The organism is Maritimimonas sp. 2304DJ26-3 (genome assembly GCF_056591635.1).
Window position 1 is genome coordinate 493,117 of the sequence record NZ_JBWQOK010000001.1, and the last position, 13,057, is coordinate 506,173.

The following is a 13,057-nucleotide window of genomic DNA, read 5'->3' on the forward strand; positions in this document are numbered from 1 at the left end:
ACTTATCTAATTGAATGAATAAAGTTACTTATACTTTTTACATCATGTTTGCTCAAATGCTTTATAAAAGCCGAACCAATAATAGCTCCTTGGGCATATTGAGTAGCTTGTATAAATGTTTCATTATTTGAAATGCCAAATCCAACAATCTGAGGATTATTAAGGCTCATATCTGAAATCCTTTTAAAGTAATCTGTTTGAGTATTTCCAAATCCACTTTTGGCTCCTGTGGTACTTGTAGAACTTACCATATAGATAAATCCATTTGAAACTGAGTCGATATATCTGATACGTTCATCACTTGTTTGCGGTGTAATTAAAAACACATTGATTAGCCCATATTTCTCAAAAATCGACTTGTATTGTTCGTCATATACATCTACAGGAAGATCTGGTAAAATCAATCCGTCTATTCCTATTTCATGACATTTTTTACAAAATGCTTCCACTCCATATTGTAAAATAGGATTAAAATAACCCATAATAATTAACGGAATCTCTACGCTTTTGCGGATATTCTCTAATTGAGAGAATAGAACCTCTGTAGTCATTCCATTTTTTAGCGCTTGTGTTGAACTCGCTTGAATTGTAGGTCCATCTGCTAAAGGATCACTAAACGGTAATCCAATCTCAACCATATCAACTCCTGCTTTTTCAAGATTTTGGATGATTCTAACGGTATCGTTTAAAGCCGGATAACCAGCAGTAAAGTAAATCGATAATAGTTTTTTATCTCCTCGTGATTTCTGATTGATTCGGTTCATCATAAATTAAAATAGTCAATATAGTTTTGTAAATCTTTATCTCCTCTTCCCGAAAGACTAATTACTACAACATCTTCAGGATTAAACTGTTTGTGTTTAAAAACAGCTAATGCATGACTACTCTCAATTGCAGGAATAATTCCTTCTAATTTTGCTAATTCTAAGCCTGCTTGCATCGCTTCATCATCTGTTGCTGAATAAAATTCACCTCTACCCGATTTGTATAAATGTGAATGCAATGGCCCTACACCTGGATAATCCAATCCTGCAGAAATTGAATAAGGTTCGGTAATTTGTCCATCATCAGTTTGCATCAATAAAGTTTTACATCCATGAATAATCCCTTCTTTTCCGAGCGCCGAAGTGGCAGCACTTTTTCCTGAATTTATACCCTTACCTGCTGCTTCAACCGCAATAATTCCGACATCTTCATTATTTAAAAAATGATAATAGGTCCCTGCAGCATTACTCCCACCACCAATACAAGCAACCACATAATCTGGATTTTCTCTACCTTCATGTTCTTTTAATTGCCATTTAATTTCTTCCGAAATCACCGATTGAAATTTTGTTACCATATCTGGATAAGGATGTGGACCAATAGCTGAACCTATGATGTAATGTGTATCTACCGGATTATTAATCCAATCACGAATAGCTTCATTGGTCGCATCTTTTAACGTACGACTTCCTGATAAAGCTGGACGAACCTCAGCTCCCAGCATTTTCATACGAGCAACATTTGGTGCTTGCCTTGCAATATCTATTTCACCCATATAAACCACACATTCAATTCCCATTAATGCGCATACAGTGGCAGTTGCAACGCCGTGTTGTCCAGCACCTGTTTCAGCTATAATCCTGTTTTTGCCTAAACGCTTAGCCATTAAAATTTGACCAATAGTATTGTTTACTTTATGAGCTCCTGTATGATTTAAATCTTCTCGCTTTAAATATACTTTTGTGTTGTATTTTTTACTTAATCGTTTGGCAAAATACAATGGTGATGGACGCCCAACATAATCTTTTAACAACTGATTGAACTCATCTCGAAAGGAAGGTTCAGCCATTACCTTCAGGTAATTCTGCCGCAATTCTTCTACATTAGGATATAACATTTCAGGGATGTAAGCCCCTCCAAATTCACCATAATATCCTTTTTCTGTTATATGATAACTCATAACTGAGATTTAAACTTTTTTAATTGTTCATTGTTTTTTAAACCTGGCTCAATTTCAAACCTACTATTTACATCAATTGCATGGCAATATTGTGCAGCGTCAGTTTTTCTAAAAGATTTAATATTATCTATTTCATCCAAACCTATTCCTCCACTTAAAAAATAAGGTTTTGTTGATGGATATTCTTGCAAAACACTCCAATCAAAGGCATATCCATTTCCACCGGGAAGCTTGCCTTTCGTATCAAACAAATAGTAATCACAAACATCTTCGTACGGTTCTAAAATAGAAAAGTCGAATTCATCTTTTATAGAAAATACTTTTATAACTTCTTGCCCTTCATTTTTCAACCTTTTACAGTATTCGGGTGATTCACCACCATGGAATTGAACAGCATTTAATTTATAATTCTCTATCTTTTCAAACACTTCTTCTATTTCTGAATCTACAAAAACACCAACTTTTTTAATCGAATTGGGAAGCTCTAGAATAGTGTCTTCAAAATTCCTTGGAGATTTATCATAAAAGATAAAGCCTAAGTAATCCGGTTGAAGCGCTGCTACCTCAGCCGTATTATATTTCATACCACAGACTTTTAATTTCATGCTTCTAACTCTTTTATAAATTGATTAGCGTGTAAGCCAGGGTTATCAGTTTTCATAAAGTTTTCACCTATTAAAAAACCTTGATATCCATATTGTTTTAAATCTTTAATCGTTTCAACAGAACTAATACCACTTTCAGATACTTTAACAAATTTCTCTGGGATCAAATCACTTAAATTTTTGCTTATTTGAGTGCTTACTTCAAAAGTTTTTAGATTACGATTATTTACACCAAGCATATCTAAACTAGGCATGATAGATTTTTGCAATTCTTCTTCATTATGTACTTCCAATAATACATTCAATTTAAGGCTTTGTGCTAATTCTGAAAATTGCTTAATTTCATTTTGATCTAAAATTGCTGCTATCAAGAGAATAACATCTGCACCATTAGACTTTGCCTCCAGTAATTGATATTCATCTATAATAAACTCTTTACGAAGTAATGGCAACTTACAGCTTGCCCTAGCTAACAATAGATCATCTAAAGAACCTCCAAAATATTTAGCATCAGTCAATATTGACATACCACATACATCTGCTTCTTCGTATCCTGAGGCAACATCTTGTACATTTAAACTTTGGTTAATCACAGACTTGGATGGAGATCGTCTTTTGTGTTCAGCAATAATACCTGAAGTACTTTTTCGTAATCTTTCAGTTAATGAAATGGTCTCTCTTTCAAACAATATAGATTGTTCCAACCGTTTTGTTGGAATCAATTCCTTTTTTAATTCAACTTCTTTTCGTTTATCGGCTACTATTTTATCTAGTATCGTCATTTACTTAATACTATTAGTTTATCTAACTTCTGTTTTGCCTTACCAGATAGTAAGGATTCTTTAGCTAATTCAAAGCCATCTTTCGGTTGTAAACCTTTTACGGTAGCTATCGCCATGCCTGCATTAGCCGAAACTACATTATTCTGTGCTTCTGTACCATTACCGGAAATGACCTTCATGAAAATATCAGCAGATTCTTTCACAGAATCGCCACCAAAAATATCCTCTTGCCGGATAGCATTTACGCCGAAATCCTCTGGAGACAACATATCCTCATAGTTATTGGATATCATTTTAGTATTCCCCGTAAGGGATATTTCATCATAACCATCTAATGCATGTAACACTGTATAATTCTTGTCAGATTTTTGATAGAGATACCCGTATAATCGTGCTAATTCTAAACTAAAAACCCCTACCAATTGATTCTTTGGAAAGGAAGGATTTACCATAGGACCTAACATATTAAAGAAGGTTTTAACTCCCAATTCACGGCGAATAGGTGCTACATTTTTCATTGCTGGATGAAATAATGGTGCATGCAAAACACAAATGTTTGCCTTCTCTAAACAGTGCTTTAAAAAATCACTTTCATTACTGAATTTAATCCCTAGATGTTCCATCACATTACTTGATCCTGAAATAGAAGATACTCCATAATTTCCATGCTTGGTCACATGAATTCCAGCACCAGCTGCCACGAAAGATGACAATGTGGAAATATTAAACGTATTTTTTCCATCACCTCCTGTGCCGCATAGATCAATAGTGTTATAATCTGAAACATCTAATGGAATACATAATTCTAATAGAGCATCTCGAAATCCCTCCAATTCTTCAACGGTGATAGTCCGCATCATATACACAGTTAAGAAAGAAGCTATCTGACTCTGGTTGTATTCTCCTTTCGATATGTTTACCAACACATTTCTAGCCTCTTCTTTAGAAATGGTTTCGTGATTGATCAATCTATTTAATAATGCTTTCATAAATTAAGAATTGATCCAGTTTTTTAATATTTGTTTTCCGTTTGGAGTTAACACAGATTCTGGATGGTATTGCACTCCTTTTACATCATATTCTTTATGGCGCAAAGACATAATCTGTCCGTTTTCATCAAAAGATGTAGCCTCTAAACTATCTGGCAAATCTGTATCTACCACCCAAGAATGATAGCGCCCTACAGGGAATTCATTGTCCAAGCCTTTAAACAATTCTTCATCTTCAACACTTGTGGTAACATTGGTAGCTACTCCGTGATATACCGTATCTAAATTTGAAATAGTGCCACCAAAAACTTCACCAATAGCTTGTTGTCCTAAACAGACTCCTAAGATGCTTTTTGAAGGTGCATATCTTTCAATAATGGCTTTTAACAAGCCTGCTTCATCTGGTATCCCAGGACCTGGAGAAAGTATAATTTTTTCAAAATCATCTACTTCATCTAAGGTTAATTTGTCATTCCGTTTAACTACTACTTCGCAATCTAGATCTTCTAAATAATGAACCAGATTGTAAGTAAAGCTATCGTAGTTATCTATTACTAAAACTTTCATATTATTCTATTCTTTCTGCTGCTTCTAATGCTTTTGTTAAGGCTCCTAATTTATTATATACTTCTTGTAATTCGTGTTCTGGTTTTGATTTAGATACCAACCCCGCTCCTGCTTGCCAGTGTAATGTATGATTCTTACTCAAAAACGTACGAATCATAATAGCATGATTAAAACTACCTTCAAAATCCATAAAGCCAATAGCTCCGCCGTAGAATTCACGACTCGTTTTTTCATATTTTTCGATTAACTGCATGGCCATATGCTTCGGTGCTCCACTCAATGTCCCTGCAGGAAAGGTATCTGCTACAACCTGCATAGTCGAAGTATTTTCATGCTTTTTACCAACAACTTTACTTACTAAATGAATAACATGCGAAAAGAATTGCACTTCTCGGTAACTCTTCACCGTTACTTCAGATCCATGTCGGCTTAAGTCGTTTCTCGCCAAATCAACTAACATAACATGTTCTGCATTTTCCTTTTCATCAGCAGCAAGTTGCTTTGCCAATTCTGCATCCTTTAAATCATCACCAGTTCGTTTAAAAGTTCCTGCAATTGGATGAATTTCTGCTTCTCCGTTACTAACAACCAATTGTGCTTCTGGCGAGCTTCCGAAAATTTTAAAGTCTCCGAAATCAAAATAGAATAAGTAGGGTGATGGATTTATGGTTCTTAATGCTCTGTATACATTGAACTCATCACCTTTAAATTTCTGTGAGAATTTTTTTGATAGTACTAGCTGAAATACATCTCCTCTAGCGCAATGTTTTTTAGCTAATGCTACATGCTCTTTATATTCTTCGTCTGTTAAGTTCGAACTAATAGTTCCATCTTTAGAAAAATTGAACGTTGTATAATTCTTAGCCTTTAGTAACTGATGAATCTCATCAACATTATGATTTCCGTCGAAACTATTTGAGAAAATATAGGCTACATTTTCAAAGTTACTTATAGCAATTATGTTTTGATAGACTGCATAATACATATCAGGAATTCCTAAAGAAGCATCCTTTTTAGAAATATCTATATCCTCAAAATAACGAACTGCATCATAAGCCGTGTAACCAAAAATTCCATTAGTAATGAACTTAAATTTTTCTTCTAGATCAACACTGAATTTCTTAGAAAACTCATGAAAAATCTCAGGAACATTCGTTTCTTCACCAATATCAACTTGAGTTGAAGTTCCATCAGGGAAATTTTGAGTTACCCCTTCATTAGCTACTTTAATTGTGGCAATCGGATTAAAACACACATACGAAAAACTATTATCAGTAGCTCTGTAATCACTATTCTCTAATAAGATACTATTCGGGTATTGATCACGCACTTTTAAATAGATACTTACAGGCGTAATAGTATCTGCTATGATCTTTTTATATTTTGACTTAAGATTGTATTGTTTCATTTTTTAAATTAAAAAAGGCTTGTCGTGAATGACAAGCCTTTTGATATTATAGTTTTTAAATATACGTAGGTGTTACTTCACGAAGTTTGAGTTTCGAGAGTTCCACCACCAAGTATTATTTAAAATTGTATTCATCTTTTATTTTCTTGAGACAAATGTAAAAACTTATTTCTACTATCCAAAAAAACTTTTACTATTTATATTTTAATTTAAAATAGATCAACATCATCGATAAGATTCCTGTTATTCCATTTGCTACAACCATGGCTACACTATTGATATAAAACCCGTATACCAACCAAGCCATAATACCGATAAAGAACAACGAAAACATGGTTAATGATAAGTTCTCAGCCGATTTCTCTTTCCAGGTTTTATATACCTGAGGCACAAAAGATGCAGTGGTTAAACCACCAGCTAATAATCCTAAAATTTCGATATTAAATACCATAGCTTAAAATTTTCGAGCGGCGAAAGTACAACAGAATTTTTAAATATTAGCCAACAATATTTACAATTTTACCAGGCACTACAATTACCTTTTTAGGTGTACGCCCTTGCAACTGCGCTTGTGTCTTTTCATGCGCCATTACAGCTTCTTCTATTTGCTCTTTATTTAAGTCTAAACCTAGCTCCATAGTAAAACGCATTTTACCATTAAATGAAATAGGATAGTTCTTAGTACTCTCAACTAAATGACTTGCATTAAACTCAGGGAACTCAGCAAATGCAATCGATTCTTTATGACCTAATTTGCTCCATAATTCTTCTGCTATGTGAGGCGCATATGGTGAAACTAAAACAAGCAAAGACTCCAGAATTTCTCTACTCGTACATTTTTGAGCTGTTAATTCATTTACGGCTATCATAAACGTAGATACTGATGTATTGAACGAAAAGTTCTCAATATCTTCTTCTACTTTTTTAATGGTTTTATGAAGCGTCTTTAGATTATCTTTTGTTGGTTCAGTATCGCTTACGCAGAAAACATCTACATCATGATACAATTTCCATAACTTTTTTAGGAAGCCATGTACACCTGTAATACCCGCAGTATTCCACGGTTTTGATTGCTCCAAAGGGCCTAAAAACATTTCATATAGACGTAAACTATCTGCACCGTATTGTTTACAGATATTATCTGGATTGACAACATTGTATTTTGACTTGGACATTTTTTCTATCTCACGAATGACTTTAAATGTCCCGTCATCTTCACAAATAAACTCAGCGTCCTTATATTCTGGCCTCCAATTCTTAAAGTTTTCAATATTTAATTCATCAGATGCATTAACAAAAGAAACATCAGCATGAATAGTTCTAAACTTCACTTTTGAAATTTCATTCATACTCAATCCCTTTTTGTTAAAAAAAGATAAGAACTCTTTCCATCTATGGTGTTCAGAATTCATATAGTTTGGACCTTGTAACAAACCTGCCGATTCAAAGACATTTAAGCTTTTGTCATCATAAATCGCTTCATAGACAAACGCACTTGTTCCCGTAATCATCCCTTGGTTGATCAATTTTTTAGCATATTCATCTTTAGGTACTAAACCTTTATCAAACATAAACTTTTGCCAGAAGCGCGAGTATAGTAAATGTCCGGTTGCATGTTCTACCCCACCTATATATAGGTCAACATCTTGCCAGTAGTTAATCGCTTCTTGCGAGAAAATCTCCTCATTGTTATGAGGATCCATATACCGGTTAAAGTATTGTGAACTCCCTGCCCAACCTGGCATTGTATTTAATTCTAATGGGAAAACGTTTACATTATCGATCAACTCGTTACTTACTACTTCTGCCTTGAGGCAGTCCCAAGCCCAAATCTCTGCATTCCCTAATGGTGGTCTTCCGTCTTCTGTAGGCAAATACTTTTCTACTTCAGGTAATACAATTGGTAAATGTTCCGCATCAATCATTTGCGGCATTCCATCTTTATAATATACAGGGAATGGCTCTCCCCAATAGCGTTGACGACTAAATACAGCATCCCGTAAACGGTAGTTTACCTTACCATAGCCTAAACCACGTTTTTCGATCTCATAAATAATGGTTTTCATTGCTTTTTTATACTTCAGACCATTTAAAAAATCTGAATTTGCAATGACAGTATTTTCTTTATCAGAAAAGGCTTCTTCAGAAATATCTACTCCTTCAAAAATATTTGGGATAGGAATATCAAAATGCTTGGCAAAAGCATAATCGCGTTCATCACCACAAGGTACCGCCATAACAGCACCTGTACCATAACTAGCCAATACATAATCGCCAATCCAAATCTGTACTTTTTCTCCAGAAAATGGATGAACTGCGTAGGCACCAGTAAATACTCCTGAAATGGTTTTTACATCAGCCATACGTTCACGTTCACTACGTTTGGCAGTTACCTCAACATAATCTTCTATTGCTTCTTTCTGCTTATCAGTCACGATTCGTGACACTAATTCATGTTCTGGAGCCAACGTCATAAAAGACACTCCAAAAATGGTATCAGGTCTGGTGGTAAATACTTCAATTTTAGCATCATGCCCATCAACATCAAATGATACCATTGCACCTTCTGAACGACCAATCCAATTGGTTTGAATATCCTTTAAGGGCTGAGGCCAATCAATGGTATTTAATCCATCTAACAAACGTTGCGCATAGGCAGAAATACGCATACTCCATTGTTTCATTTTTTTACGCACAACAGGATGACCACCTCGTTCTGAAACTCCATTTACAATCTCATCATTTGCCAATACAGTACCTAAAGCCGGTACCCAATTCACTTCGGTTTCCGATAAAAAAGTTAATCTATATTTTAAAAGTATTTCTTGTTTTTTAACTTCAGAAAAAGCATTCCATTCATCAGATGTAAAAGTTTCAACATCGTCATCCGCGGAAGCGCTTATTGTAGCATTTCCTTCATTTTCAAAAATTGCAATTAAGCTCGAAACATCTTCTGCTTTATTACTATCATTATTATACCACGAATTGAATAACTGAATAAAAACCCACTGTGTCCATTTATAATAACTAGGGTCTGAAGTGCGAACTTCTCTACTCCAATCAAAAGAAAAGCCTAACTGATCTAATTGACGACGATACGTTTTGATATTTTCTTCAGTTGTAATGGCTGGATGCTGCCCAGTCTGAATAGCATATTGCTCAGCTGGTAGTCCGAATGAATCATAACCTTGTGGGTGTAATACATTAAAGCCTTTATGGCGTTTATACCTCGCATAAATATCACTGGCGATATAACCTAGAGGATGCCCAACATGCAGTCCAGCTCCCGAAGGATACGGAAACATATCTAACACATAATACTTTGGCTTGTTTGATGTATTCTCTGCCTTAAAGGTCTCATTCTTTGCCCAATACTCTTGCCATTTGGCCTCTATTTCATTGAAATGGTAGCTCATTCAGTTTCAAAATTTTGAAGTGGCAAAGTTATAATTAATATGGTTAACCTCAAGTAGTTATTTTACATAAAAAAAGCGAGGCAGAGCCCCGCTTTTTAAGAATATTTTATACGATTAATATTTGATTGGAACAGTAACAATTGTATTTCCCCAACCTAAATACATATTTACATTTCCCTCCTCACCATCGAAAGCAATAGAAAAGGGCTCGATATGAGCATCACCTTTAGATACCATTCCTTTAACACGAACAACATCTTCAGATTCTTTGTAAGTATAATCACCCCAAGCATTTCTAGCAGTATTTAAAATTAGTGTCCACTCTGTCTCGCCTGGAATTGTAAAAAAAGCATAAGTTCCTGCTTTTACATTTTCACCTCCAAAAGTAACATCTTGGAAAAATGTGATTTCTGCTGCTTCATTAGCACCGGTTCTCCAAATTTTTCCTGATGGAGCCAACGATTCAAGTTCTCTTTTCCTTAATTGAGGTCTACTATAAACTACTTTTATTGATTTATCTAACACTTTATAATTTTTAGGAAACCATGCTATATCCATTGGGCTTTTATTTAAGCCACTAAATATATGATCTGAGCTCTTGTCCTTTGGCTTTTCGGCACAACATAACATCGCAAATGCCATCACCAATATTATAGCTAATTTTTTCATGATTATTTTTTAGGAGTTTGTCATTTATGTTAGCAAGATAAAAATAACAAAAAAATTATAAACTCTTTATTTCATTTATTTTCTTGCTAATTTTTCTTGAGGTCGCAAACAATTGTAAGTAAAAGAGTTAACCGGAGTTTCAACACCGAGCCTTTTACTCTCTTTTACTATGTAACCATTAAAATTTTCGAGTTCACTAGGTTTGCCTTCCATAATATCACGCTGCATAGATGCTGTAGTGTTTGGACCCATACTTAAAAACATATTAATAGCTCTATCAACATCTTCTGAAGTTAAACCGATTTTTTTAGCATTGGCAACAGCTTTAATCTCATTAGCAGTTTTGTTAATGATATCCATAATCTTTTCGTCTTTTTGGAATTCGCCAAAAGGAACACGAGTTAAAGCACCAATGCCACTAACTGTAGCAATGAAAAGAAACTTGCGCCAAATATCTAAATGAATATCTTTAGAGATTTTATTCTTTATATCTGATTTATTAAAAATGGAATGGATTTCTTGTACTCTTTCAGTTTGATTATTATCATATTCACCAAAGATAATTTCGGGTTCATAGACAAAATGATCGATAACACCCGGAGCTTCAATCTTACTTACGATCTTGCATAAACTCGCGAGTACATTTTTATGAGGAAGTTCCGCTCGTAATTTATCAACATTATCTGCTCCATTTTGTAATGGTAACACCATTGTCTCTTCGTTAAGAATGGGCTTTATCTGTTTAGCAATATCAGTAACTTGCCAAGACTTTGTAGCTAGAATAATCAGGTCAGGGTTTTGAATTTCTCCAACCTTATCAATAGCTCTTGGATGTACAACGAAGTCTCCTTTTACGCTTTTTACTTGCAATCCATTTTCTTGAATTGCCTCAAGATGTTTCCCTCTTGCAACAAAGGTTACATTAAACCCAGCTTGAGTCAATTTTCCACCAAAATAACCGCCAACTCCTCCTGCTCCTACAACAACTATATTCATCTAAATAACTTTAAAATTTAAAAGTACAGTTTTTTGTACATTTAGACTTCTTAAAACTAAACCATGAAAAATTTACTCTTCGTTCTACTAATGCTATTAACTCTTGCCTGCCAGCGGCAGGAAAAAGCTGATTTAGTGGTAATTAATGGTAATATCTATACTGTTAGTGACAGTTTTGCTAAAGCGGAAGCATTTGCTGTAAAAGACGGAAAAATTATCGCCGTAGGAAGTACCGGTGAAATAAAAGAGAAGTATGCAACTCTTAAAATTATTGATGCTAAAGGAAAAGCAGTGTACCCAGGATTTATCGATGCACATTGTCATTTTTTAGCGCTAGGCATAGAAGAACAGCAAGTAAAATTAGTAGACACGAAAAGCTTTGATGAGGTTTTAGAGCGACTTGTTGATTTTCAGAAGGAAAAAAATGTTAGTTACATTCTCGGGAATGGCTGGGATCAAAACGACTGGGAAGTCAAGGAATTTCCTACCAAGGAAAAATTAGATTCCATATTTCCTAATACACCAGTAGTCATAACAAGAATTGATGGACATGCTTTATTAGCAAATCAAGCGGCTATAGATCTTGCAGGTGTTACTGTTAATACACAATTTTCTGGTGGAGATATTTTACAAAAAGATGGTAAACTCACCGGTATATTTATTGATAAACCTATGTTTTTAATTGGTGCTAAAATTCCGCTACCAAGCCTAAGAGAATCCGTACAAGCGTTAAAAAATGCTGAGAAAATATGCTTTGATTTGGGTCTAACTACTGTAGATGACGCAGGTTTGTCTAGAGAGACAATCGAACTTATTGACAGCTTACAACAAGCTGGAGAATTAAAAATGCGTGTCTATGCCATGGTGAGCGGAAATAAGGAGAATTTAGATTATTATTTAAATAAAGGTATTCATAAAACTGATCGATTAAATATTCGTTCTTTTAAAATTTACGGTGATGGTGCTTTAGGATCACGAGGTGCTGCTATGCGTAAAGCTTATAGTGATAAGCCAGATCACTATGGAGCCTTGGTAAATACTCCTGAATTCTTAGCTAGTGCAGTTGAACGAATTGCCAATTCTGAATTTCAAATGAACACGCATGCAATTGGCGATTCAGCTAATCACTTTTTATTAGGAACTTATAAGCGAGTATTAAAAGATAAAAAAGATAGACGTTGGAGGATTGAACATGCACAAATAGTATCGCCAGAGGATTTTGATGCTTTTAAAAATATTATTCCTTCCATACAACCAACTCATGCAACTAGCGATATGTATTGGGCTGAAGATCGTATTGGTTCAGAACGTATAAAAGGAGGTTATGCTTATAAAAATCTACTTAAAAGGTACGGAAAAGTAGCTTTAGGAACAGATTTCCCTGTTGAAAAAGCAAGTCCGTTCTTAACATTTTACGCTGCCGTTGCAAGAAAGGATTTGAATAATTATCCAAAGGATGGATATCAAATGGAAAATGCATTATCTCGTGAAGAAACTCTAAAAGGAATGACCATTTGGGCTGCTTATTCTAACTTCGAAGAAAATGAAAAAGGTAGTATTGAAGTTGGCAAGTTTGCTGATTTTATAATTCTCGATCAAGATATCATGACCGTTGATGTTAATAAAGTACCTAGTACAAAAGTATTAGAAACCTATGTTAATGGTGAAAAAGTAAACTAG

At 34.6% G+C, this 13,057-nt stretch carries 12 protein-coding genes; 1 reads left to right on the forward strand and 11 read right to left on the reverse strand.

All coding sequences use genetic code 11. From position 1 onward, the window contains the following. Positions 1-2: 2 nt before the first annotated feature. From trpA to AC1EUV_RS02380, 11 genes are all read right to left on the reverse strand, one after another. The gene (gene trpA, locus AC1EUV_RS02330; RefSeq protein ID WP_480197541.1) at positions 3-764 is read right to left on the reverse strand and encodes a tryptophan synthase subunit alpha; all 762 of its coding nucleotides are present in this window, start codon (positions 762-764) and stop codon (positions 3-5) included. Then, positions 764-1,945, reverse strand: coding sequence for a tryptophan synthase subunit beta (trpB, locus tag AC1EUV_RS02335; RefSeq protein ID WP_480197049.1), 1,182 nt, complete (start codon positions 1,943-1,945; stop codon positions 764-766). The genes trpA and trpB overlap by 1 nt, the downstream gene beginning before the upstream one ends. Continuing rightward, entirely contained in the window at positions 1,942-2,550 is a 609-nt protein-coding gene (locus AC1EUV_RS02340) for a phosphoribosylanthranilate isomerase (RefSeq protein ID WP_480197050.1), read from the reverse strand. The genes trpB and AC1EUV_RS02340 overlap by 4 nt, the downstream gene beginning before the upstream one ends. Then, positions 2,547-3,332: an indole-3-glycerol phosphate synthase TrpC gene (gene trpC, locus AC1EUV_RS02345; protein ID WP_480197051.1), complete on the reverse strand. Its 786-nt coding sequence runs from the start codon at positions 3,330-3,332 to the stop codon at positions 2,547-2,549. The genes AC1EUV_RS02340 and trpC overlap by 4 nt, the downstream gene beginning before the upstream one ends. Continuing rightward, positions 3,329-4,321 carry an anthranilate phosphoribosyltransferase gene (gene trpD, locus AC1EUV_RS02350; RefSeq protein WP_480197052.1) on the reverse strand — a complete coding sequence of 331 codons (993 nt, stop codon included), beginning with the start codon at positions 4,319-4,321 and terminating at the stop codon, positions 3,329-3,331. Before trpD ends, trpC begins: the two co-directional genes overlap by 4 nt. A 3-nt stretch (positions 4,322-4,324) precedes the next feature. After that, the gene (locus AC1EUV_RS02355; protein ID WP_480197053.1) at positions 4,325-4,888 is read right to left on the reverse strand and encodes an anthranilate synthase component II; all 564 of its coding nucleotides are present in this window, start codon (positions 4,886-4,888) and stop codon (positions 4,325-4,327) included. A 1-nt stretch (position 4,889) separates the two neighbouring features. Further along, positions 4,890-6,296, reverse strand: a complete 1,407-nt coding sequence (locus AC1EUV_RS02360) for an anthranilate synthase component I family protein (RefSeq protein WP_480197054.1) — start codon at positions 6,294-6,296, stop codon at positions 4,890-4,892. 193 nt (positions 6,297-6,489) lie between these two features. After that, positions 6,490-6,747 (reverse strand): SemiSWEET family sugar transporter, encoded by a 258-nt coding sequence (locus tag AC1EUV_RS02365; protein WP_480197055.1) that lies wholly within the window; start codon positions 6,745-6,747, stop codon positions 6,490-6,492. 46 nt (positions 6,748-6,793) lie between these two features. Beyond that, entirely contained in the window at positions 6,794-9,712 is a 2,919-nt protein-coding gene (locus AC1EUV_RS02370; RefSeq protein WP_480197056.1) for a leucine--tRNA ligase, read from the reverse strand. Positions 9,713-9,826: 114 nt separating this feature from the next. Next, on the reverse strand, positions 9,827-10,381 hold the full coding sequence (locus AC1EUV_RS02375; protein ID WP_480197057.1) for a DUF2911 domain-containing protein: 555 nt from the start codon (positions 10,379-10,381) through the stop codon (positions 9,827-9,829). A 75-nt stretch (positions 10,382-10,456) separates the two neighbouring features. Beyond that, entirely contained in the window at positions 10,457-11,377 is a 921-nt protein-coding gene (locus AC1EUV_RS02380; protein ID WP_480197058.1) for a ketopantoate reductase family protein, read from the reverse strand. Positions 11,378-11,440: 63 nt separating this feature from the next. Between AC1EUV_RS02380 and AC1EUV_RS02385 the strand changes: the two genes are divergently transcribed. Next, complete coding sequence (locus AC1EUV_RS02385) at positions 11,441-13,057, forward strand: amidohydrolase (protein ID WP_480197059.1); 1,617 nt, start codon at positions 11,441-11,443, stop codon at positions 13,055-13,057.

Coding starts and splice junctions, on each gene's coding strand:
- AC1EUV_RS02370 (WP_480197056.1), bottom strand. CDS start 9,712: ATGAGCTACCATTTCAATGAAATAGAGGCCAAATGGCAAGAGTATTGG.
- AC1EUV_RS02360 (WP_480197054.1), bottom strand. CDS start 6,296: ATGAAACAATACAATCTTAAGTCAAAATATAAAAAGATCATAGCAGAT.
- trpD (WP_480197052.1), bottom strand. CDS start 4,321: ATGAAAGCATTATTAAATAGATTGATCAATCACGAAACCATTTCTAAA.
- trpA (WP_480197541.1), bottom strand. CDS start 764: ATGAACCGAATCAATCAGAAATCACGAGGAGATAAAAAACTATTATCG.
- AC1EUV_RS02365 (WP_480197055.1), bottom strand. CDS start 6,747: ATGGTATTTAATATCGAAATTTTAGGATTATTAGCTGGTGGTTTAACC.
- trpB (WP_480197049.1), bottom strand. CDS start 1,945: ATGAGTTATCATATAACAGAAAAAGGATATTATGGTGAATTTGGAGGG.
- AC1EUV_RS02340 (WP_480197050.1), bottom strand. CDS start 2,550: ATGAAATTAAAAGTCTGTGGTATGAAATATAATACGGCTGAGGTAGCA.
- AC1EUV_RS02355 (WP_480197053.1), bottom strand. CDS start 4,888: ATGAAAGTTTTAGTAATAGATAACTACGATAGCTTTACTTACAATCTG.
- trpC (WP_480197051.1), bottom strand. CDS start 3,332: ATGACGATACTAGATAAAATAGTAGCCGATAAACGAAAAGAAGTTGAA.
- AC1EUV_RS02380 (WP_480197058.1), bottom strand. CDS start 11,377: ATGAATATAGTTGTTGTAGGAGCAGGAGGAGTTGGCGGTTATTTTGGT.
- AC1EUV_RS02385 (WP_480197059.1), top strand. CDS start 11,441: ATGAAAAATTTACTCTTCGTTCTACTAATGCTATTAACTCTTGCCTGC.
- AC1EUV_RS02375 (WP_480197057.1), bottom strand. CDS start 10,381: ATGAAAAAATTAGCTATAATATTGGTGATGGCATTTGCGATGTTATGT.